16 protein-coding genes are annotated in these 22,145 nt (G+C 61.9%); 10 read left to right on the top strand and 6 right to left on the bottom strand.

Features of this window, described 5'->3' with window-relative positions; genetic code table 11:
- Positions 1-42: 42 nt before the first annotated feature.
- Positions 43-693, bottom strand: coding sequence for an FMN-binding negative transcriptional regulator (locus ACQKRQ_RS27855; protein WP_427480943.1), 651 nt, complete (start codon positions 691-693; stop codon positions 43-45).
- Positions 694-990: 297 nt separating this feature from the next.
- Here ACQKRQ_RS27855 and ACQKRQ_RS27850 point away from each other — a divergent pair, with 297 nt between their 5' ends.
- Together ACQKRQ_RS27850 and ACQKRQ_RS27845 are read left to right on the top strand one after the other, a co-directional pair.
- The gene (locus ACQKRQ_RS27850; protein ID WP_132383575.1) at positions 991-2,409 is read left to right on the top strand and encodes a DUF1254 domain-containing protein; all 1,419 of its coding nucleotides are present in this window, start codon (positions 991-993) and stop codon (positions 2,407-2,409) included.
- Positions 2,410-2,637: 228 nt separating this feature from the next.
- A complete protein-coding gene (locus ACQKRQ_RS27845; protein WP_427480942.1) occupies positions 2,638-6,384 on the top strand; it encodes a DUF748 domain-containing protein in 3,747 nt (1,248 codons plus the stop codon).
- A 130-nt stretch (positions 6,385-6,514) separates the two neighbouring features.
- Here the strand turns inward: ACQKRQ_RS27845 and ACQKRQ_RS27840 are convergent, their stop codons facing one another.
- The gene (locus ACQKRQ_RS27840) at positions 6,515-8,062 is read right to left on the bottom strand and encodes a PLP-dependent aminotransferase family protein (RefSeq protein WP_427480941.1); all 1,548 of its coding nucleotides are present in this window, start codon (positions 8,060-8,062) and stop codon (positions 6,515-6,517) included.
- A 129-nt stretch (positions 8,063-8,191) separates the two neighbouring features.
- On the opposite strand from ACQKRQ_RS27840, the gene ACQKRQ_RS27835 reads away from it, so the two are divergent.
- The 8 genes from ACQKRQ_RS27835 to ACQKRQ_RS27800 all read left to right on the top strand — a co-directional run bounded on the left by ACQKRQ_RS27835 (position 8,192) and on the right by ACQKRQ_RS27800 (position 16,787).
- On the top strand, positions 8,192-9,289 hold the full coding sequence (locus ACQKRQ_RS27835) for an ABC transporter ATP-binding protein (RefSeq protein ID WP_408177674.1): 1,098 nt from the start codon (positions 8,192-8,194) through the stop codon (positions 9,287-9,289).
- 107 nt (positions 9,290-9,396) lie between these two features.
- Entirely contained in the window at positions 9,397-10,446 is a 1,050-nt protein-coding gene (locus ACQKRQ_RS27830) for an ABC transporter substrate-binding protein (protein ID WP_132383583.1), read from the top strand.
- A gap of 117 nt (positions 10,447-10,563) precedes the next feature.
- Positions 10,564-11,841: an ABC transporter permease gene (locus ACQKRQ_RS27825; RefSeq protein ID WP_342960207.1), complete on the top strand. Its 1,278-nt coding sequence runs from the start codon at positions 10,564-10,566 to the stop codon at positions 11,839-11,841.
- Between the two features lie 15 nt (positions 11,842-11,856).
- Positions 11,857-12,696: an ABC transporter permease gene (locus ACQKRQ_RS27820; RefSeq protein WP_132383585.1), complete on the top strand. Its 840-nt coding sequence runs from the start codon at positions 11,857-11,859 to the stop codon at positions 12,694-12,696.
- A 147-nt stretch (positions 12,697-12,843) separates the two neighbouring features.
- Positions 12,844-13,935 carry an OmpA family protein gene (locus tag ACQKRQ_RS27815; RefSeq protein ID WP_427480939.1) on the top strand — a complete coding sequence of 364 codons (1,092 nt, stop codon included), beginning with the start codon at positions 12,844-12,846 and terminating at the stop codon, positions 13,933-13,935.
- 112 nt (positions 13,936-14,047) lie between these two features.
- Positions 14,048-14,683, top strand: coding sequence for a response regulator (locus tag ACQKRQ_RS27810; RefSeq protein WP_427480937.1), 636 nt, complete (start codon positions 14,048-14,050; stop codon positions 14,681-14,683).
- An 11-nt stretch (positions 14,684-14,694) separates the two neighbouring features.
- Positions 14,695-15,711 (top strand): Hpt domain-containing protein, encoded by a 1,017-nt coding sequence (locus tag ACQKRQ_RS27805; protein WP_427480935.1) that lies wholly within the window; start codon positions 14,695-14,697, stop codon positions 15,709-15,711.
- Positions 15,708-16,787, top strand: a complete 1,080-nt coding sequence (locus ACQKRQ_RS27800) for a hypothetical protein (RefSeq protein WP_427480933.1) — start codon at positions 15,708-15,710, stop codon at positions 16,785-16,787. The genes ACQKRQ_RS27805 and ACQKRQ_RS27800 overlap by 4 nt, the downstream gene beginning before the upstream one ends.
- Positions 16,788-16,913: 126 nt before the next feature.
- Here ACQKRQ_RS27800 and acnA read toward each other — a convergent pair whose 3' ends face one another.
- From acnA to ACQKRQ_RS27780, 4 genes are all read right to left on the bottom strand, one after another.
- Positions 16,914-19,631 (bottom strand): aconitate hydratase AcnA, encoded by a 2,718-nt coding sequence (acnA, locus tag ACQKRQ_RS27795; protein ID WP_427480931.1) that lies wholly within the window; start codon positions 19,629-19,631, stop codon positions 16,914-16,916.
- Between the two features lie 40 nt (positions 19,632-19,671).
- Positions 19,672-21,123: a bifunctional 2-methylcitrate dehydratase/aconitate hydratase gene (locus ACQKRQ_RS27790; RefSeq protein WP_427480929.1), complete on the bottom strand. Its 1,452-nt coding sequence runs from the start codon at positions 21,121-21,123 to the stop codon at positions 19,672-19,674.
- A 25-nt stretch (positions 21,124-21,148) separates the two neighbouring features.
- The gene (locus ACQKRQ_RS27785; protein WP_132383599.1) at positions 21,149-21,655 is read right to left on the bottom strand and encodes a hypothetical protein; all 507 of its coding nucleotides are present in this window, start codon (positions 21,653-21,655) and stop codon (positions 21,149-21,151) included.
- A 103-nt stretch (positions 21,656-21,758) separates the two neighbouring features.
- Positions 21,759-22,145 (bottom strand): citrate/2-methylcitrate synthase (locus tag ACQKRQ_RS27780; RefSeq protein WP_427480927.1); only part of this gene is annotated, 387 nt, incomplete at its 5' end.

Here is a 22,145-nt window from a genome sequence, read left to right as displayed (position 1 = left end):
AGGGCGCGCTTCAGGGCGCCGATATCTTGCCGAAACGCCCGCTCAGAAGGCCGGCGGCGCGTCCAGCATGGCCTGGCCGACGGCCTGCTGTTCGTCGGTAGAGCGTGCCAGCAGGGTTTCGGCCGCGCCGCGCCGGTCGGCCGCAACCTTGTTCTGGCCGAGCTTCCACTTGCCGACCAGCCGCGTCACCTCGATCTCGATGCCGACGATCGCGCCGAGCATCTGGGAGATGAAGTCGGCGGGCGCGTCGCCCATCTTCCACGGCACCGGTTCGCCGGCTTCCATCTTGCGCGTCAGACGCGCGACCAGGCCGCGCACGAACGACTCCTCGTCGCGCACGACGATCCGGCCATGAGCGTGCACCACCATATAGTTGTAAGTCGGCACCTGCCGATGCGCCTCGTGCTTGCTCGGATACCAGTTCGGCGAGATGTAGGCGGCCGGACCCTGGAAGATCACGAGCGCATCCGGGTTCGCGGCCGCTTCCTGCCACACCGGGTTCGCGCGGGCGACGTGAGCGCGCAGGATGCCGTGCGTTTCACTGGCCGCGGACGGGACTTCGAACTCGAACGGCACATGGTTCGCGTCGAGCCCGTTCGGTCCGTTGGTGATCAGCGCCCCGAAAGGCTGCTCGGCGATCAGGCGATGGAGAACCTCTGGGCGGTTCTCTTCGAAATGGGCGGGCATATACATAAAGCGCTCCGGATACGAGGGGGCGAAAGAGCAGCGATGAAAGGTCGCCCAAGGCGTGGGGCGCCGGGGCGGATGTAACAAAAAACGTCAACCGTACCGCAAAAGGACGGCGTGCGCGCGCGAACCCGCGCTATTCCTGCCTTTGCGCTTGCCTGGTAATCAAGGATACGATACAACCCGATGTTGTCGGCATCGCGAACCGCGGACTGGCTGCGTTGGGCTTTGGGAGGCCGCGCAAACAGGGTTCGCCGCACGCCGGCGTCTCCCTTAGGACCACCCGTTCCGCCACCTGAACGAATGATAAAAAATCGCCGAGATTTGTTTTCGATTCACTGGACCTGCGCATCGTTCGCAGGCCTCGCATTTCTGGCCGGTTGCGCGTCGACCCCCACTGCGACACAAAAATCCACCGGCTGGATCAAGGACGAAGTCGCCGACTCTTACGTATTCGGCTACCCGCTGGTGCTGATGGGCGTCGCGCGCGACGCGGCGGTCGGTACCGATCCGGGCCAGGCGCCGCTCAATACGCTGCGCCACGCGCAGGCATTGCCGCCGATCGGCGCGTCCAATCCGATACGGCCGAGTCTCGATACATTCGATTCGACCGGCTGGCTGGACGTCGGCAGCGAACCGGTGATCGTTTCGCTGCCAGACTCGCACGGCCGCTATGTCGACGCCCGCGTGCTCGACATGTGGACCAATGTGGTGTGGTCCACCAGTTCGCAGTTCGCCACGCGTGCGGCGGGCATCAAGGCGCAGGCGATCGCCTTTGTCGGTCCGGGCTGGCAAGGGGACTTGCCCAAAGGTGTGACGCGCGTCGACGTGCCGACCCGCAATGCATGGGTGAGCGTGCGTATCCAGTCGAACGGCACACGCGATCTGACGGCGGTTCGTAAGCTGCAGCGCGCGATTCGCGTCGCGCCGCTGAGCATCTACGCGGGCGACGGCCGCTCCGCCTCGATCACACCGCCGCGCAGCAATGCCGCCGACGCGGCAGCGGCCGCGTCCGGCACGCCGGCCGCGCAAGTCGCCGCGCTCGACGCGAACGGCTTCTTCACGCGACTCGCGCAGGCTTTGCCTGACAATCCGCCGACGCCGGCCGATCCGCACGCGCTCAAATTTCTCTCGGACCTCGGTGTGACGCCCGGCGAGCCGGTCAAGCTGCCGAACGCGCCGGAGGCCATCGCGGCCGGTCTCGCCGACGGTCATGAACGTGTCGTCTCGCCGCCATCCAACTTGCTGAGCGGCAACGGCTGGAGCTGGTTCGGCGACGGCGTGGGCAACTACGGTCCCGACTACGCGATGCGCGCCTATGCCGCTTACGCGCAACCCGGCATCGGCACGAAAGACGACGAAGTTCGCGCGGTCGCCACCCAGGACAGCGACGGTCATGTGCTCAACGGCGCAAACCGTTACGTGATCCACTTCGCGCCGAATCAGTTGCCGCCGGTGCGCGGCTTCTGGTCGATCACCGCCTACACGAAGGACGGCGCGCTCGGTGAAAGCGCGCCGGCGCGTCTGGCGGTCGGCGACCGCAACGGCGCGCGCCGCAATCACGACGGCTCGCTCGACGTGACGGTGTCGTCCGCTCGCGGCAAGAGCGGCAACTGGCTGCCGGCGCCGCGTGCCGATCTGCAACTCGTGTTGCGTCTGTATGCGCCCAAGCCGCAAGCCACCGACGGCAGTTGGCAACCGCCGGCCGTCGTACGTCAGTGATACCTGCGTGTCCATGACGTGACAGCCGCGCATCAGTGACGAGCGGTTAGCGCATCGCGAAACGCATGTCCGCCGCATCGACTCGGCGGACATGCGACGCTATCGCGCGGAGGAATGTGTAAGCCACGCCTTACATTTATATCCGACGAAAGATTCACGACTTATACTGCCGCTTGCGGGATTTTCGTTTTCGCGGCGGGCTTGCCGCCGCACTACCCAAGACCGAGCATGGCAAGCCTCAATAAAGCATCACTAGCCTCGTCCATGCAGACCGTGCGCGATGTCGCGCAGTCACGCCGCACCCGGCGTGTCATTACCGGTCTGCTGATCTTCGTTGTACTGTTTGGTCTGCTGGGCTTCTTCGCGGCGCCGCCGCTGATTCGCCACATTGCCGAACAACAGCTCAGCAAACAACTCGACCGCCCTGCCACCATCGGCCGCATTGCGCTCAATCCGTACACGCTCAAGCTCGAAGCCGATCGTGTGCATATCGGCGAGCGCGGCGGCGCGGGCGACTTCGTGGATATCTCGCGGCTCATCGTGCAGCCGTCGTGGAGTTCGCTGTTTCGCGCGGCGCCGATCATCGACGAAGTGCAGCTCGATTCGCCACGCTTTCACATTGTTCGCTACGATGCGCAGCGCTTCAATTTTACCGACCTGATCGAGAAATTCGCGAAGCAGCCGACCAAGCCCGATAGCAAGCCGACTCTGTTCTCCGTATCGAACATTCGCCTCGAAAACGGCCAGATTACGTTCGACGACAAACTGCTCGGCGCGACGCATGTGATCGATCAATGGAAGCTCGGCGTTCCGTTCATCGCCACGCTGCCGTCGAAAACCGATATCTTCGTCGAGCCTTTGCTGCGTGCGCGTATCGACGGCAGTCCGCTTGCCATCGACGGCAAGACCAAGCCGTTTGCCGCGTCGCGCGAGTCGGAAGTGTCGTTGCGCTTCGACGGGCTCGATGTGCCGCGCCTCATGTCGTACGTGCCGACCAAACTACCGGTGATCGTGCAGTCCGGCAGACTGTCCACCGATCTCAAGCTCAACTTCGTGGTCTCCAACGACGCGCCTTCGTTGCGCGTGGCGGGCACCGTCGATATGAACGACGTGGACGTGCAGGATCAGAGCAAGGCGCCGTTCTTCGCGGCGCGCGCGGTGCATGTGGCCGCCACCACGCTCGAGCCGTTGAAGAGCCTCTATCACTTCGACGAGATCCGCATCGAGGCGCCCACCGCCAATCTTGCGCGTGACAAAGACGGCGTGGTGAGCGTCGAGAAGATGTTCGCGCCCGCGCCCGCATCTGAAGCGGCTGCGGCGCAACCGGCCGCGAGCGCGCCGCTTGCGGCGTCCGGTTCGAAGGCCACCGAAAAGACGGCGCCGCCGCTGGATCTGTCGATCAAACGCTTCTTGCTCAATGACGGCACCGTGAATGTTCACGACGACGCCGCCTCGCGCCCCATGGACGTCGGCCTGCAAAAACTGGCCGTGACGCTGACCGATTTCTCGACGCTCGCCACCGCGCCCGCGCACTACACGCTGAACACCGATTTCAAGAATGCCGGCGGCTCGCTCGGCGTGGCCGGCGCGTTCGGCCTCGTCGCGAAAACGGCCAGTGCGAAGCTCGATCTGAAGTCGTTGAAGCTGCCGCTGCTGCAACCGTATATCGACACCGCGACTGTTGCGCAGATCACGGACGGCGCACTTTCGGCCAGCGCCAATGTCGGCGCGAACTGGTCGAAGTCGCCGGTTGCGGTGATGGTCACCGATTCGCAACTGGACCTGCAATCGCTGAAAATCGGGACGCGCGAGAGCAAGGATCCGCTGATCTCGCTCGCGCAAGGCAGCGTGAAGCTCAAGCAGGTGGATCTGGCGGCGCGCACCGCCGAGATCGCCAGCGTCGATACGACCGGCCTCGCGGTCGACGCGCAGCGTCTGAAAGACGGCAGCATCAACCTCGCCGCGCTTGCCGGCCAGCACGAAGCGGCGCAGCGGCGCACCGCGATTCACGCGGTCAAGAAGGCGCAGGCGGAAGGGCCCGCATGGCACTACAAGATCGGCGAGCTGACCGTGAAAGACGCCACCGCCAATTTCATCGACAACACCACGCCGCAGCCGGTGAAGCTGAACATCACGCCGCTGCAGCTAAAGGTGCAGAACATCAGCGACGACCTGAGCCGTCCGCTGCCGGTCGATCTGCAGGCGACGCTGAACAAGAAGGGCACACTCGGCGTCACGGGCGACGTCACGGCGACGCCGCTCAAGGTGGCCGTCAAGGTGAACGCCAACCGGCTCGACGCGGCGGCCTTCGAGCCGTACTTCGGCAGCAAGCTGAATGCGGTGATCGCGAGCGCGCTGCTCAATGCGAACGGCGACCTCGCGTTGAATCAGGCGAAATCGCTGAAAGCGACCTATCACGGCGACGTGGCGCTCGTCGAAGTCCGTATGCTCGACAAGGCGACCTCCGATCCGTTCGCGGGTTGGGGCTCGCTCGCGTTGTCCAACCTTAAGGCTGACTACGACGAGCACGGCACGGTGGTCGACGCGGGCCGCGTCACGTTTACCAAGTTCTATGGACGCGTGCTGCTCGACGCGCAGGGCAAGCTCAATCTCAAAGACGTCGTCGCGCATGAAAGCGGCGCAGCGCAATCGCTGACGCGCGACAAGAGCGGCGCCGAGCCCGTGCCGTTGACGCCGCAAGCGGCATCGACAGTCGCGGCTGCGCCTGCGCCGGCCTCGTCGACCGCGCCCGCCACGGTGACGGCGGCTACGCCGCCGCAAAGCCCGGTCAAGCTCCACTTCGGTCAACTGGTGCTGCAACAGGGCCGCGTGACGTACACCGACAACTTCATCAAACCGAATTTCACGGCGAATCTGGTCGGCATTCAGGGCACGGTCGGCGCGTTCGGCACGCAATCGACCACGGCCGCGCCGGTCGACATCGCCGCGAAACTGGCGGCCAACGGTCCGTTGTCGATTCGCGGCACGGTCAATCCGCTGATTGCGAAGCCGGCGCTCGATCTGACAGCGGTCGCGCACGATATCGAACTGACCAATCTCACGCCGTATTCGTCGAAATATGCCGGGTATCCGATCACCAAGGGCAAGCTGAACGTCGATCTGCACTACAAGCTGGCGAACGATCAACTGGACGCGAACAATCATATTTTCATCGACCAGCTCACGTTCGGCGATCACATCGACAACGATACGGCGACCAAGCTGCCCGTGCGTCTCGCGATCTCGCTGCTGAAGAATTCGCGCGGCGAAATCGACGTGAACCTGCCGGTGTCGGGCTCGCTGTCGAATCCTGAGTTCAGTATTGGCGGCCTGATCTGGCATGCCGTGCTCAATCTGCTCCAGAAGGCGGTGACCGCGCCGTTCTCGCTGATCGCCAACGCATTCGGCGGTAGTGGCGAGGAGTTGGGCTATGTCGAGTTCGAACCCGGCTCGGCGAAACTGACCGACGCCGACACCCAGAAACTCGACACGATCGTGAAGGCGCTGTCCGATAAACCGTCGATCCGCATGGACCTGATCGGCCGCGTCGATCCGGCCGTCGACGAACCCGCGTTGCGCACCGGCTATGTGGACCGCCTCGTCAAGCAGCAGAAGATCAAGGACGTGGTGGGCAACGGCGAGAGCGTCGACTTGTCGACCGTCACCGTCGACCCGAAGGACTACGACAAGTATCTGAGCAAGGCCTACAAGTCGGCGGACTTCAAGAAGCCGCGCAATTTTGTCGGCCTGACCAAGAGCTTGCCGGACGACGACATGAAGAGCGCGCTCGCCGCCAACGCACCGATCGATGAGGCCAGCCTGCGCCAGCTCGCACAACAGCGCGCGCAGAGCGTGCAGCAATATCTGGACGGCAAGATCGACAGCAGCCGCGTGTTTATCGTCGCGCCTAAGCTGAATGCTGACGGCATCAAGGATAAGGGCGCGACGACGCGGGTCGACTTCGGCTTGAAGTGAGCGTGGTGAGGCCTGGCGCTTCGTACGTCAGGCAGAATCCGGTGTTTTTCTTGAGCTCGCTGTGTTGAACATAGAACGTTGAACGTTGAGCGCACCGCCGCCGGCCGCGCATGCTCGCGGCGGCATGTGCTCAAGCGGCGCGCGTCGGCGTCTTCAACGCGGTTTGCTCGATCACGCGCGCGAGCGTGTCGAACGCGGGGCCGATCTTGTCGTTCGGCACGCACGCATAACCGAGCAGCAGTCCACGCCGCGCGGGCGTATCGCTGCTGTAATAGCTTGCGAGCGGGCGCACGATCACGCCGGCGTCGTAAGCGGCGGCCGTCACCGCGCGATCGTTCGCGTGATCCGGCAGGCCGAGCACCAGATGCAGACCGGCCTCGTCGCCCATCACCGGCAGTTCGTTGCCGAAACGCGCGGTGATGGCGTCGATCAGGATCTGCCGCCGTTCGCCATACAGCGCGCGCATGCGCCGAACGTGCGAGGTGAGGTGCCCGTCCATGATGAAGTCGGTCATCACCGCCTGCTGCATCAACTGACCTTCGCGATACAGCTCGGCGACGCCCGTGCGGAACGTGTCCACCAGATGCTCCGGCGCGATCATGTAGCCGATCCGCAAGCCCGGAAACAGCATCTTCCCCAGGCTGCCGACATAGATCACCTGGCCGGCGTCGTCCAGTCCTTGCAGCGACGCGAGCGGACGGCTGCCGTAGCGGAACTCGCTGTCGTAGTCGTCCTCGATGATCCACACGTTGTGCTGGCGCGCGTATTCGAGCAGTGTGCGACGGCGCGCGAGGCTCATCACCATGCCGAGCGGATACTGATGCGACGGCGTGACGAGCGCGAGCCGCGGCGGCTGTTGCAGATCCTGTTCGCGCGGATTCAGGCCTTCGTCATCCACCGGCACCGGCACAAGGGTAATCCCCGATGACTGCAGCACGCTGCGTGCGCCCCAATAGCACGGTTCTTCCACCCACGCGCGGTCGCCGACATCGGTCAACAGACGCACCGCCAGATCGATCGACTGATGAATGCCCGTGGTGATGATGATCTGGTCCGGCGTGCAATTCACCGAGCGCGCCACGCGCAGGTAGTCCGACAACGCCCGCCGCAATGGCCGGTAGCCGCCGCCGGGCGCGTAGGTGAGCAGATCGGGATTGGCTTCCTTCCACAAACGCGCCTGCAGGCGGCTCCACGTGCGCGCCGGAAATTCCGCCACGTCGGGCACGCCCGGCATGAACGCGCCCCACTGTTTGGCGGAAACGCCGGCTTTGTCGATCAGACGGCGTCCGCGGGTCGACAGATCGCTGAGGTCGCGTTTCGGCGGCTTGGGGCTTTCCCTGGGTGTACTGCCTTCTTTGTCGACGCTCGCCACCGTCGGCTTCCTGCGCATATTCACGGCGGCCGTGTCCGGCCGCGTATCGGCGACATAGGTGCCGCTACCGGTGGTCGAGATCACATAGCCTTCGGCGGTCAACTGGTCGTAGACGTGCAGCACCGTGTTGCGCGCAATGCCGAGGTCTTCGGCGAGCGTGCGCGAGCTGGGCAGCTTGGTGCCCGGCGGCAGCTGGCCGGTCAGGATAGCCTGCTGCATGAGCCGCAACGTCTGCCGGTAGACCGGTTCGGCGGCCGCGCGGTCGAGCCGCGCGGCAAGCCAATCCGACAAAATCACGGTGTCCAAGTGGTTCTATCCGGAATAATGAAATGGTTCCATATTGTAGAACCGTAACGGTCTATAGTGAGCCACGCAATTGCTGCAATCCCGCTGCTTTGCACGGGAGCCAGCCGGACCGCAGAGGAGACTTGGACGATGAAAACCGAAGACGTGATCGTCAGCTTTCGAGGTGTGCGAAAGACCTACGACGGCGAAACGCTGGTCGTCAAACAGCTCGACCTGGATATCTATCAGGGCGAGTTTCTGACGCTGCTCGGGCCGTCCGGTTCGGGCAAGACCACCTGTCTGATGATGCTGGCGGGTTTTGAATTTCCCACCGGCGGCGAAATCTGGCTGGATGGCACGCTGCTCAATACCGTGCCGCCGCATAAGCGCAACATCGGCATGGTGTTTCAGAACTACGCGCTGTTTCCGCATCTGACGGTCGAGCAGAACGTCGCGTATCCGCTTACCGTGCGCAAGATTTCGGCGGAAGAGCGCGCGCATCGCACGAATAACGCGCTCAAGATGGTGCGCATGGAGAGCTTCGCAAAGCGCTATCCGGCGCAGCTTTCCGGGGGCCAGCAGCAGCGTATCGCACTGGCCCGCGCGCTGGTGTTCGAGCCGAAGCTCGTGCTGATGGATGAGCCGCTCGGCGCGCTGGACAAACAGTTGCGCGAACACATGCAGTACGAACTTAAATCATTGCACGAGAAACTCGGCGTCACGTTCGTGTACGTCACGCACGATCAGGGCGAGGCGCTGACCATGTCCGATCGCGTCGCCGTGTTCGATAAAGGCATCGTGCAGCAACTCGATACCGTGGACCGGCTGTATGAATCGCCGTGCAATGAGTTCGTGGCGAACTTCATCGGCGACAGCAACAAGCTGCGCGGCACGATCGCGAATGTCGACGGCGAGTATTGCGAATTTCACCTGATTGACGGCACGCGCCTCACGGGCCGCAATATCGGCGGCGCGCAAGCGGGTACGCCGGCGGTCGCGTGCATCCGGCCCGAGCGCATGAAGCTCGCCAACGGCTTGTCGCGGCCGGGCGCCAACGCGCTCGCCGGTGAAGCGCGCGGGCTGATCTATTTCGGCGACCACGTGCGCATGCGTTGTGGTCTGCCGCAACAGGACGAGTGCTTCGTGAAGGTGCCGCTCGGCACCGGCGTGCTCGACACCTTCGCGCCCGGCGCACCGGTCGCACTCGAATTCGCACCCGAGCATCTGCGGGTTTTCGCAGGGGCGTGAACGCGTCGAACGTGCAAGATGTTCGACGCAGGCAGGGCTGATCAAGCAGCACATAACAAAGTCGCACTGAACGTATGAAGCACACCACCAAAGGAGAGCAACACACCATGAGCAAGATCGGGAAATCGCGCTGCGCCATCGCTGTCGGTGCTGTGGCGCTCGCGCTGGGCGCCGCGCAAGTCAATGCGGCCGAATTGACGGTCGTCAATTTCGGCGGCGCGAATGGCGACGCGCAAAAGGTTGCATTCAACCAGCCGTTCGAAAAGGAGACCAGCAACAAAGTCACCGCCGTCGAATACAACGGCGAGCAGGCCAAAGTGAAGGCGATGGTCGAAGCCAAGCATGTGAACTGGGACGTGGTGGAAGTCGAATCGGGCGATATCGGCCGTGGCTGTGATGAAGGGCTGTACGAGAAACTCGACTGGTCGAAGATCGGCAAGAAGGCGGATCTGATTCCCGAAGCACCGCAAACTTGCGGTGTGGGCTTCTTCGTGTGGTCGACGGCGCTCGCGTACAACGCTGACAAGCTGAAAACGGCGCCGGCCGGCTGGGCCGATTTCTGGGACGTGAAGAAATTCCCGGGTAAGCGCGCAATGCGCAAGGGCGCGCGCTACAACCTCGAATTCGCGTTGATGGCCGACGGCGTGCCGCCGAAGGACGTCTACAAGGTGCTCGCCACCAAGGAAGGCCAGGACCGCGCGTTCAAGAAGCTCGACGAACTGAAGCCGAACATCCAGTGGTGGGAAGCGGGCGCGCAGCCGCCGCAATTCCTCGTCGCGGGCGACGTGGTGATGTCCACTGCGTATAACGGCCGGATCGACGCCGCGCAGAAGGAAGGCAAGAACCTGAAGGTGGTGTGGAACGGCAGCATCTACGACCTCGACTACTGGGCGATTCCGAAGGGCACGCCGAACAAGGCGCTGGCCGAGAAGTACATCGCCTATTCGATTTCGTCGAAGCCGCAACAGGACTATGCGCACAACATCGCGTACGGTCCGGTGAATGTGGCGGCTATCAAGGCGCTCGATCCGAAGACGCTTGCGAATCTGCCGAACTCGCCGGCTAATGGGAAGAATGCGGTGCTGCAGAACCTGGCGTTCTGGACCGATCATGGCGATGAGTTGGAGCAGCGGTTTTCGTCGTGGGCTTCGAAGTAGTTAGTGTTGTGTGAGGGCGTGGCGGGTTCGATGCCGCCGCGCCTTCGAGTTGTGAAATGACGCGCGCGCATGCAGTACCCAAGTGCGCGCGCTTCCAAGGTAAAGCAGGAGACAGGTGTGACTACGATGACGATCGCTGCCGATTCGACGCCTGAATCAAGTGGCCGACTCAAGCGCGAGCTGAAGGCCGCGGAAGCCAGGAAGCGGGCCATGGCCCTGCTGCTGATCGCGCCGCTCGCGATTTTTCTGCTGCTGATTTTTGTCGTGCCGATCGGCGCGCTGCTCACGCGCGCCGCGCAAAATCCCGAAGTCGTCAATGCGCTGCCGCATACGCTGGCGTCGTTGAGCGCGTGGGATCGCAAGACACCGCCGCCGGATACCGCGTATGCCGCGCTGGCAGTCGACCTCGCCGCGATCGCCGACAGCGACGGCATGGGCGCACTCGCACGACGCCTGAACGTGGAGATTCCGGGCTACCGTTCGCTGGTCGCCAAATCCGCGCGCGCCATGCCGTTCGTCGACGACAACAGCAAGCCCTTGCAACTGACGCCCGCCCAGATGCACGCGAAATTCGCCGAGCTTGACGAACGCTGGAACGACGTCGCGTACTGGCAGGCCATCGCGAAAAATTCCGGCGCGTATTCGCCGTTTTATCTGCTGGCTTCGCTGGACCACAAACAGGACGCGTTCGGCCACATCATTCCGACCGACCCTGATCAACAGATTTATCTCGCCGTGTTCAGCCGCACCTTTGTGATCGGCGCGGCAGTGACGTTCTTCGCGCTGCTACTCGGCTATCCGCTCGCCTACTGGATTTCGACGCTGTCCGAACGTCGCGCGAATCTGGTGATGATTCTCGTGCTGATTCCGTTCTGGACCTCGATCCTCGTGCGCGTTGCGGCATGGATCGTGATTCTGCAAAGCGAAGGGCTGGTGAACAAGGCGCTGGTCGGCAGCGGGCTGTTGCACGATCCGCTGGCGCTGCTGTTCAACCGGACCGGCGTCTACATTTCGATGACGCACATTCTGCTGCCGTTCATGATCCTGCCGCTCTATAGCGTGATGAAGTCGATCCCGCCGACCTATCAGCGCGCCGCGATTTCTCTCGGTAGCCATCCGTTCGCCGCGTTCTGGCGTGTGTATGTACCGCAGACCTATCCGGGCATCGGCGCAGGCGCGTTGCTGGTGTTCATTCTGGCAATCGGCTACTACATCACGCCGGCCTTGCTCGGCGGACCGAACGATCAGATGGTCAGCTACTACGTCGCGTACTTCACCAACGTGACCATCAACTGGGGCATGGCGTGCGCGCTCGGCGGCTTGCTGCTCGCCGCGACGCTGGTGCTGTACGTCATCTACGGGCGCTTCACGCGTTCGTCACTGAGCCTCGGCTGAACGGAGTCTATTGCGATGAAACTTGCCAAGCCTTTGTTCGCGCCGCATACGTCTTTCGTCGAACGCGTGTGGTATTTCGCGTTGCGTGCGCTGGCGGTGCTCACGCTTCTGTATCTCATCTTGCCGGTGCTGGCGATCGTGCCGCTGTCGTTTTCGTCGAGCACGTTTCTGGTGTATCCGATTCCGGGCTGGTCGTTGCGCTGGTATCAGAATCTGATCGCGTCCGATGAATGGCGCATGGCGGCCAAGAACAGCTTTATCGTCGCGCCCTCGGCGACGGTGGTCGCGACCGTGCTTGGGACGTTGGCGGCAATCGGACTGACCAAGGCAAACTTCCGCGGCAAAGGGCTGCTCATGGCGATCCTGATCTCGCCGATGATCGTGCCGGTGGTGGTGGTCGGCGTCGGCATGTACCTGTTCTTTGCACCGCTTGGGTTGGCCAATACCTACATCGGTCTGATTCTCGCGCATGCGTCGCTCGGCGTTCCCTTTGTCGTGACGACGGTGGCGGCGACCTTGCAGGGCTTCAACTACAACCTGGTGCGGGCGAGTTTGTCGCTGGGCGCAAATCCGGTGAAGACGTTTTTCCGTATCACGTTGCCGGTAATCGCACCGGGCGTGATTTCGGGCGCGCTGTTCGCATTTGCGACTTCATTCGATGAGGTCGTCGTGACGCTGTTCCTGGCGGGCGCGGATCAGACTACGTTGCCCCGACAGATGTTCACCGGTATCCGCGAAAATATCAGCCCGACCATCGCCGCGCTGGCGACCATTCTGATTATTTTTTCCACCAGCCTGTTACTAGCGCTCGAGTGGCTGCGTGGGCGAAATGCAGCGCGGGCAGTCAAGGTCTGAGTATCTGCTGATGACAGATTTTATTTGAAACGCATCACAATTAACATTTTCCTGACGCTAATCTAAGATTGCTCCCATTCCCTATGCATCAGCATATCTTCATACTCGTAGCCCTCGATAAGAAGATGCGCTCGACGCGGGGAATCAATGAAACACCAGCTAATGGTGCTTGTGTGCGCGCTAGCCTTAACGGCCTGCGCGGACCACGGCGCGCGTGACCGGCTTGGCGTTCAAGACGCCACCTTATTGCATAGCGGATTCGGCGTCACTCAGGACGAAGCCGCGGGCGCGGTCAACTCACAATGGATCAGCACCTATGCGCCGGTCGCAAGCAGCGGCACGGCGTTGACATTACTGCAGACGCGGCTCGACCGTTTGCCGGGCGATAAGAACGGCTATTTTCAAGCCAAGGCACAATGCTGGATCAATGCCGCTCAACAGGCGCGGCAAGCCGACGATCACTGGGGCTTCGTCGAAGAAGCGATTGGCCAGGCAGCCATGATCACGATGAGCCTCGAGAACGGTGCGCCGTTATCGGCTGTCAATCCCGCGCTGCGTACCGTGTCCACGGTGCGCCCCGATCTTTGGAAGATCGTCAATACCATCAAGTCAGATCCCGCTGTTGCGCAATGTCCGCAGGCGCTGCCGCCGCTTGCTTGTGCCGAAGTCGAACTGATGCAAAGCGGGCATGACGCATGGCGACGCAGTTTCTCCAACGCCGAGAAACGCCTGCCTGAAGTGCAGGACAACTTGCGTCAGTCGGCGGAAACTGCGCTGCAATGCAAGCAGGCTGTACAAACGCCGACGTCCGCTCCGGCGCCCGCACGTGGTCCTGCCTCCGCCTCAGCTGCGAATTCGCCGCGGACGATCACGTTAAAAACCGATTCTCTTTTCCGTTTCAACGGCGGTGACGCCGCCGCGATATTGCCCGCCGGCAAACGACAGTTGAACGACGTGGCAATGCGTTTGAAGAAGATTCCTGCCATGCGTGAGTTGAAGGTCACCGGCTACGCTGACCGCCTCGGCGACAAGTTTTACAACATCGGTTTGTCCATGCAGCGCGCGCTCACGGTCGAGCGGTACTTGCGAGCGCGCGGCGTGAGCTTGCCGATGAGCGCGCAAGGCAGAGGCAGTGAGAATCCGTTGGTGGACTGCCGGCAAACGAAGCGAGATGTGTTGATGCGATGCCTCGCGCCGAATCGACGCGTCGAGATTGAACTCGTCGCGGTGGCCCCGTAGTGTGCCCTCGGGTGGAAAGCTAGCAAGCGTGCCGCACAGATCGATGCGTCTTCGACCTTGACGCTGCCAACGATCAATGTCGCAAAGCGTGTATTCAGGAGGATTAAGAAAAGTGTCAACTATTCTGGTTATCGACGACCATCCTGCGTTTCGCATGGTCATCAAAATGCAGCTCGTGCAATTGCTTGGCGTTGAAGAAGTGATCGAGGCCGATAACGGCCAGAGCGCTGTCGAGATGGCCCGCATACACACGCCAGAGCTCGCCATATTGGATCTCGACATTCCGCGCATCAGCGGACTCGATGTGATTCCCCGACTCAAGCTCGTTCATCCGCCGATTCGCGTGATGGTGCTGTCGAGTCACGATCCGGCGACGTTCGCGCCGCGCGCAATGCGCTCGGGCGTGCATGGTTTCGTCGGCAAGTCGCAGGAAATGAAGGAGATCATGCGCGGGGTAGAGGCGGTGCTGGCAGGCTATACCGTGTTCCCGGTGACGGCTAATGGCGGCGGTATGGCGTTCGCTGGCGGGGGGGGAGGTGAAGAAGCCAGGATCGGGCTGCTATCGGATAAGGAGCTCGTGATTCTGCAGATGCTTTCGAAAGGCATGTCGAATAAGGCGATTGGGGATGCCTTGTTTATCAGCGACAAAACCGTCAGCACATACAAAAGCCGTATCCAGGAGAAACTCGGCCTTTCGTCGTTAGCAGGTCTCATCGAGTTCGCGACTTTGCACCGTTTGGTCGAGTAGGTTTGTGGGCTATGAATACTGCCAGTCTGTCTCGTTCCTCTGCGTCCACATGGAGCCAAACGCTTAAAGATCTGCTGGATGCCGCGCCTGTAGAATCTCGCGCGTTTGTCCTCGAAGAGAGCGCGACGAACCTGCGCGAGCTCATCGATGGTGTTTTCGCATTGCTCATCCCGTTTGCATCTCGTCGCGATTTGCACCTGCGTGCGAGCGTCGGCCACACTGTGGCCGAAACGATTCGCGCCGACGGTGCCCGGTTAGGCCAAGTCCTTTTCCATTTGCTCAACCGAACGGTCCAACTCAGCGCGCAGGGAGAGATTTCGCTCGTCGTGTGGGCGCAGTCGTTGAATTCGGGCTCGCAACGTATCTTTATCAGCGTGGTCGGCGGTGCGGATAAGCATGCTGCCGTCGCGCCGTCGCAGCCTTCGGCTCCAGTCGCTGGTGACTCACAGGTAGCCAAGCGACTCGCCGACGCCGACGCGTGTTTGCCACTCTGCACACTACTGGCGCAGTGCATGCACGGCGAGCTTTCCATCGCGACCAGTTCAGAGAAGGGCCCTCGCGCGACCTTCAACGCGCTGTTCGCCGTCGAACAACAGGAGCCATCCGCAGGAACGGCTAGCGGCAATGCACAAGCGCCCTTTCTTCGGAACACCACGCAGCCACGGGACGTTTCCGCAAGCGCCTCGTTTGAGCCCTTTGAAAGCCGTTATCTGGATGCATTGGCTGAAGAGGGAGTCGATCTTCACGCGTTTCTCAACAACTGGCGTGAGGCAATGAATGAAGACCTCGAGCGTCTCAACGCCTTGCATCGTGAAGGCGACTTCGATCATTTCCATAGCGTGCTGCATCGCTTGAGCGGAGCAGTGGGCCTCGTCGGCGCGCGCAGTTTGATGGAGGTGTTGCGGCGTGCGAGTACGTCGCCCCTGGAACACAGCACCGGCTCAATCGACGCGCTAACGGCGCGCGCCAGAACCCTGGTCACGCAACTCGAAGCAACGTCGCGCGCATACCGGAGCACCTCACAATGAATCGACCGCTTGCCTTGATCGAAGGCGACCTGGCGCTTCCAATTCCGCGGCCGTTCGATGTCTTGCCGCCGCCTTTCGGCTCACGGCGTCGGCAGGCCCAGGCCATGGCACAACGCGAACCGCAACCCGCGTCACTCACCGCTGCCCAACAGGCAATCCAGGATGCGGTACAACACCCGTCGCCGCCAGCACGTCGTGGACCGTTACCACCGGGCGTGAAGTTTCTTTTTTTCTACAAACTCCCGGCGCAACGCGATCATTCTCATCGATTTGCGGAGCAATTGGCCGAAGCCAGGTACTACCTGAACATGGGGCAAGTGCGCCCGAGGTCGACCCGTTCGGATCATATGCTGGGAGCGGCGATCTTCGCGGGCTGCAGCATTGCACTGGCCTGGCTGCTGGCCACCTGTACGACGCACGATGCCGACAGGACGGCAGCCACGACTACGGCTGCGGCTAAGTCGATAACGCAGCCGGTTGCATCGGCAGACGGAAGTACGATGGCGCCTGATCCACGCGAGCGTGCCAAACCGGCACAGCCGCCGGTCGAATTCACCCGCGCGATCGCGCGAAGCATACCCTTGGCCGCTAGTTCGCCAAAGGCGACGAGTCCCATCGCTGTTCCTACGCCAAACACAGCGAAGGCGAGCGAGGTTTCTCGCGAGACACCGAAGCCGCAGCATGTCGAAAGCCTTGTGCCGCGTCCAACCGCCCGAGTGTCTATGCATCAGGACACGGCAAGCCAAGCCGCAAAGCCCCGCCATCGGGTCCCAGTCACACACCTCAGCAAACTGCAAGCGGACGAACGCCCGGCACCAAGCCACACGACCAAGCCATCCGGACCCGGACAACCGTCCACGTCGCAACAACCCGATTGGACCGCGCGCCCTCTGTCCGCAACCGACACAGCCGAGCGCGCCGCATTGCTCGATTGGGCGGCCCAGCAACGGCGCGCGAACATCACGACGCGGGCTCGCATCCCGGTGCCGAAAGATACCGACTGGAGCGCCCACCTAACGCAGCGTCGGATCACCGACGACCCTGAAGCCTTCGGCACAAGCGGCGCCGGCAAATAGCGCCCAAAAAGTCAGCAGCCAAAAAAAAAGCCCGACCACCGGTCGGGCTTCAAAGTCAGCTGCGTCCTCCACAGGACGCAGCCCCTGCAAAACAGCTCGCAGCTACTGCACAGGTAAGCGAATACCTTAAGCAGCCAGCAGCGAACGCAGCACGAACGGCAGAATCCCGCCGTGCTTGTAGTAGTCGACTTCGATCGGCGTGTCGATACGCAGCAGCACCTGCACGCGTTTTTCCTTGCCGTCCTTGCCGCGAATCACCAGCGTCACTTCCTGTTGCGGCTTGAAGTCCGCGCCGAGGCCTTCGATGTCGTACGTTTCTTCGCCGGTAATGCCGAGCGATTGCACGCTATCCGAGCCCTTGAACTGCAGCGGCAGAACGCCCATGCCGACCAGGTTCGAACGGTGAATCCGCTCGAAGCTGCGCGCGACCACAACCTTCACACCCAGCAGTTGCGTGCCCTTCGCAGCCCAGTCACGCGACGAGCCCGTGCCGTACTCTTCGCCCGCGAACACGACGGTCGGCGTGCCGGCGTCGATGTACTTCATCGCTGCGTCGTAGATCGACATATTTTCGCCGCTCGGCTGATGAATCGTCAGGCCGCCTTCCACGCGCGAGCCGTCTGCCTTCGTCGGGATCATCAGGTTCTTGATCCGGACGTTCGCGAACGTGCCGCGCATCATCACGTCATGGTTACCGCGGCGTGAGCCGTAGCTGTTGAAGTCGGCCTTCTGCACGCCGTTTTCCTTCAGCCACTTGCCTGCCGGCGAGTCTTCCTTGATCGAGCCAGCCGGGCTGATGTGGTCGGTCGTGACCGAGTCACCGAAAATGCCCAGTGCGCGCGCGTCCTTGACCGCTGCGATGCTGTCGGCCGGCGTCATCGAGAAGTCCTTGCCGAAGAACGGCGGCTCGGCGATGTAGGTCGACTTCGGCCAGTCGTAGACTTGACCTTCTTCGCCTTCGATCTTGCTCCACAGGTCGCCCTTCTTGGTCAGCGACGCGTAGTTTTTGCGGAACGCTTCCGCGTCCAGCGCGAACTTGAGCAGGTCGTTGACTTCATCGCTGGTCGGCCAAATGTCGCCCAGGTAGATGTCCTTGCCGCCCTTGCCCTTGCCGACCGGTTCGGTCATCAGGTCGCGCGTGATGTTGCCGGCGATCGCGTAGGCGACGACCAGCGGCGGCGAGGCCAGGAAGTTGGCGCGGATGTTCGGGTGAATACGCGCTTCGAAGTTACGATTGCCCGACAGAACCGCTGCCGCGACGATGTCGTTCTTCGTGATCGCTTCGTTCAGTTCCGGCGTCAGATCGCCCGCGTTACCGATACAGGTCGTGCAACCGTAAGCGGCCAGCGTGAAGCCGAGCTTGTCGAGGTACTTCAGCAGGTCGGTCTTCGTCAGGTATTCGGTGACGATACGCGATCCCGGAGCCAGCGACGTCTTGATGTGCGGAGCGACCGTCAGGCCGGCTTCGACAGCCTTCTTCGCCAGCAGGCCGGCGGCCAGCAGCACGCTCGGGTTCGACGTGTTCGTGCACGACGTGATCGCGGCGATCAGGATGTCGCCGTTCTTCACGTCGACGCCATTGCTCGTCGTGTATTGCGCGCCGAGGTCTTCGGCCTTCTTCGCAAAGCCGTTTTCCGCAACCGGCTTGGAGAACAGGTCGCTGAACGTCGACTTCACATTGCCAATTTCGATACGGTCTTGCGGGCGCTTCGGGCCTGCCAGCGACGGTGCGACCGTGCCCAGATCCAGCGTCACGACCTTGGTGTAGTCGATGTCGCCTTCCTTCGGCACGCCGAACAGGTTCTGCGCCTTGAAGTACTTCTCGAACGCCGAGATTTCCGCGTCCGTGCGGCCCGTGCCCTTGAAGTAGTCGATGGTTTTCTCGTCGACCGGGAAGAAGCCCATGGTCGCGCCGTATTCCGGCGCCATGTTGCCGATCGTCGCGCGATCCGGCAGCGACAGCGAGCGCGTGCCTTCGCCGAAGAACTCGACGAACTTGCCGACAACCTTTTCCTTGCGCAGCAGTTCGGTGACAGTCAGCACCAGGTCGGTTGCCGTCACGCCTTCGCGCAGCTTGCCCTTCAGGTTCACGCCGACCACGTCCGGCGTCAGGAAGTACACAGGCTGGCCGAGCATGCCGGCTTCCGCCTCGATACCGCCCACGCCCCAGCCCACCACGCCGATGCCGTTGATCATGGTGGTGTGGCTATCGGTACCGACCAGCGAATCCGGGTAGTACACCGTGTCCGCACCTTCAGCCTTCTTGTGCACGCCGCGTGCGAGGTATTCCAGGTTCACCTGGTGAACGATACCGACGCCCGGCGGCACGACCTTGAACGTGTCGAATGCCTGCATGCCCCACTTCATGAACTGGTAGCGCTCGTTGTTGCGCTGGAATTCCAGTTTCATGTTCAGGTCGAGCGCGTTCTTTTCGCGGAAGTGATCGATCTGCACCGAGTGATCGACGACCAGATCGACCGGGACCAGCGGTTCGATCGACTTCGGATCCTTGCCCATGTGTTTCGCGACGCCGCGCATTGCCGCGATGTCGGCGAGCAGCGGCACGCCGGTAAAGTCTTGCAGCACGACGCGCGACACCACGAACGGGATCTCGTCGACGCGCGCGGCGGTCGGCTTCCAGTTCGCGAGTTGCTCGATGTGTTCTTCGGCGATTTTCTTGCCGTCGTAGTTACGCAGCACCGATTCCAGCACGATTCGGATCGAAACCGGCAGGCGGTCGATCTTGATGTTCAGTGCCTTGCCGAGTTGCGGCAGGGAGTAGAACTTGCCTTTGCCGGAACCGCTGTCGAATTCCTTGAGCGTTTTGTGGAGGTTGTGGGCCATGGTGTTTTCCTTGGTTTGATCGCGGAACTACAGTACTTAACTAGATGACGTACAGATCGACGTATTCATTGACCGGCATGGCTTCGAGCCTTGCCTGATCCAGCGACACGTCGAGAATCGCCAGTTGTTGCTTGACCGGAAAGCGGCGCGCGAGGTTGGTCTTGAACTTCTCGACCAGCAACGGAATCCCGTCTTCGCGACGACGCTTATGACCGATCGGGTATTCGACTACGACTTCGTCGAATGTCGATCCGTCGTTGAATTCGATCGTCAGTGCATTGGCGATCGAACGCTTCTCCGGATCGTGGTAATCCTTCGTGAACTGCGCGTCTTCGACGCATTCCATCTTCGCGCGCAGCACATCGAGCCGCGCGTCCTGCGCGATCGAATCTTCATAGTCCGCGGCCGTCAGCCGGCCGTGGATCAGTGGAACGGCGATCATGTACTGAATGCAGTGATCGCGGTCGGCCGGATTGTTCAGCGGTCCTTTTTTATCAATGATGCGAATCGCGGCTTCGTGCGTGCGGATCATGATCTTGCTGATGTCTTCCACGCGTTTGCCTTCAGCCGCGAGTTGCGCGTGCAATTTCATCGCGGCTTCCACTGCGGTTTGCGCATGGAATTCTGCCGGAAAAGAAATCTTGAAGAGCACGTTTTCCATCACGTACGAACCGTACGGACGCTGGAACCGGAACGCGTTGCCCTTGAAGAGCACGTCGTAAAAGCCCCAGGTCTTCGCCGTCAGCACCGACGGATAGCCCATCTCGCCGGTCTTCGCGATCAGCGCGAGACGCACAGCGCGCGAGGTCGCATCGCCCGCGGCCCATGACTTGCGCGAGCCGGTATTCGGCGCGTGGCGGTACGTGCGCAGCGCATGCCCATCGACAAACGCCTGCGACACCGCGTTGATCAGTTCCTCGCGAGTGAGGCCGATCAACTGGCCGACCACCGCGGTCGACGCCAGTTTCACCAGCAATACATGATCGAGCCCGACCTTGTTGAAGGAGTTTTCGAGCGCGATACAGCCTTGAATTTCGTGCGCCTTGATCATGGCGATCAACACGTCTTTCATCGCCAGCGGCCCTTTGCCCGCTGCGATGGCGCTGCGCGAGAGCCAATCGGCCGTCGCCAGAATTCCGCCGAGGTTATCCGACGGATGCCCCCATTCGGCGGCAAGCCAGGTGTCGTTGAAGTCGAGCCAGCGGATCATGGCGCCGATGTTGAAGGCGGCCTGAACCGGGTCCAACTGGAACGACGTGCCCGGCACCTTCGCGCCGTTGGGGACGATCGTGCCCGGCACGATCGGTCCCATCAGCTTGGTGCAGGCCGGGTAGGTGAGCGCCTCGAGTCCGCAGCCGAGCGTATCGATCAGGCAGTGACGCGCGGTTTCCAGCGCGAGCCTGCTATCGATCTGATAATCCAGAACGTAGTCGACGATATCGGCCAGGACTGGGTCCGGGTCGGGTCGCACGTTGGAAATCGGAGCGGACATCGGAGAGCTTTCCTGATGACGATGATTAGTTGCTGGTCTTGTCGATCGCGTTCGATTGCGTCGGAGCCGGTGCGCCTTGCTGCATCGCTGCCGTCTTGCACTCGTCGGCCAGGCGCGAGCTGTCCTTGTCCGAGAACAACATCGCCTTCGTCGGGATCACGACCAGGTCCATACCCGTTGCGGCATCGTGGAAGCGGTCTGCCCCCGTGGTGGTCGCTTCGCGCGGCAGATTGTAATTTTTGTTAGCCCAGTGAACCGTGACGATCTGGTCACGTTTCATGTCGCCCTTCAGTTCGAAAGCCTGGCCTTCGTTGCACGACCACTTTTCCGCGCCTTCCGGTACCGGATCGACCTTCGCTTCCTTAGCCGGGTTCGGTTTGCGCTTGATCAGGCGCTTCGGCTGCGGCTTTTTCGGCGCAGCGCTGGCAGCCGGCTTCGTGGTGGTCGCCGTTTGCGCGGCGGCGTCAGTCGCGACGGACAGCATCGTCGTGGACAGGGCGCCAATCACGGCGGCGATCATCAGCTTTTTCATGGAGAAAACCTTTCTATCTAGTTTCAGTTAAACATTCCGCGGGCTACCGGTCCTGGCGACCGCGTGGTTGAACTGCACGCGCTTTGAAAGCGCACAGCGACCGCTATTTTCTCCTATTTAGCGGCAGGTACTTCAAATTCTCAGGTCCGGTGTAATTCGCGCTCGGACGGATGATCTTGTTGTCGACGCGCTGCTCGATGATGTGCGCGCTCCAGCCGGCCGTGCGCGAGATCACGAAGAGCGGCGTGAACATGGCCGTGGGCACGCCCATCATGTGATACGAGACCGCGCTGAACCAGTCCAGATTCGGGAACATCTTCTTTGCGTCCCACATCACCGACTCCAGCCGCTCGGCGATATTGAACAGCTTGCTGTTGCCCGCTTCCTTCGAGAGCTTCTTCGCGATTTCCTTGATGACCTTGTTGCGCGGGTCGGAGATCGTGTACACCGGGTGGCCGAAACCGATCACCACTTCCTTGTTCTCGACGCG

The organism is Paraburkholderia sp. NPDC080076 (assembly GCF_050281145.1).
GTDB lineage: Bacteria > Pseudomonadota > Gammaproteobacteria > Burkholderiales > Burkholderiaceae > Paraburkholderia.
This window is presented reverse-complemented; position numbering and strand designations above follow the sequence as displayed.

What these genes read in the sequence shown, in the direction of transcription:
- ACQKRQ_RS27855 (WP_427480943.1), bottom strand. Translation starts at nt 693, where the DNA reads ATGTATATGCCCGCCCATTTCGAAGAGAACCGCCCAGAGGTTCTCCAT.
- ACQKRQ_RS27850 (WP_132383575.1), top strand. Translation starts at nt 991, where the DNA reads ATGATAAAAAATCGCCGAGATTTGTTTTCGATTCACTGGACCTGCGCA.
- ACQKRQ_RS27845 (WP_427480942.1), top strand. Translation starts at nt 2,638, where the DNA reads ATGGCAAGCCTCAATAAAGCATCACTAGCCTCGTCCATGCAGACCGTG.
- ACQKRQ_RS27835 (WP_408177674.1), top strand. Translation starts at nt 8,192, where the DNA reads ATGAAAACCGAAGACGTGATCGTCAGCTTTCGAGGTGTGCGAAAGACC.
- ACQKRQ_RS27830 (WP_132383583.1), top strand. Translation starts at nt 9,397, where the DNA reads ATGAGCAAGATCGGGAAATCGCGCTGCGCCATCGCTGTCGGTGCTGTG.
- ACQKRQ_RS27820 (WP_132383585.1), top strand. Translation starts at nt 11,857, where the DNA reads ATGAAACTTGCCAAGCCTTTGTTCGCGCCGCATACGTCTTTCGTCGAA.
- ACQKRQ_RS27815 (WP_427480939.1), top strand. Translation starts at nt 12,844, where the DNA reads ATGAAACACCAGCTAATGGTGCTTGTGTGCGCGCTAGCCTTAACGGCC.
- ACQKRQ_RS27805 (WP_427480935.1), top strand. Translation starts at nt 14,695, where the DNA reads ATGAATACTGCCAGTCTGTCTCGTTCCTCTGCGTCCACATGGAGCCAA.
- ACQKRQ_RS27800 (WP_427480933.1), top strand. Translation starts at nt 15,708, where the DNA reads ATGAATCGACCGCTTGCCTTGATCGAAGGCGACCTGGCGCTTCCAATT.
- acnA (WP_427480931.1), bottom strand. Translation starts at nt 19,631, where the DNA reads ATGGCCCACAACCTCCACAAAACGCTCAAGGAATTCGACAGCGGTTCC.
- ACQKRQ_RS27790 (WP_427480929.1), bottom strand. Translation starts at nt 21,123, where the DNA reads ATGTCCGCTCCGATTTCCAACGTGCGACCCGACCCGGACCCAGTCCTG.
- ACQKRQ_RS27785 (WP_132383599.1), bottom strand. Translation starts at nt 21,655, where the DNA reads ATGAAAAAGCTGATGATCGCCGCCGTGATTGGCGCCCTGTCCACGACG.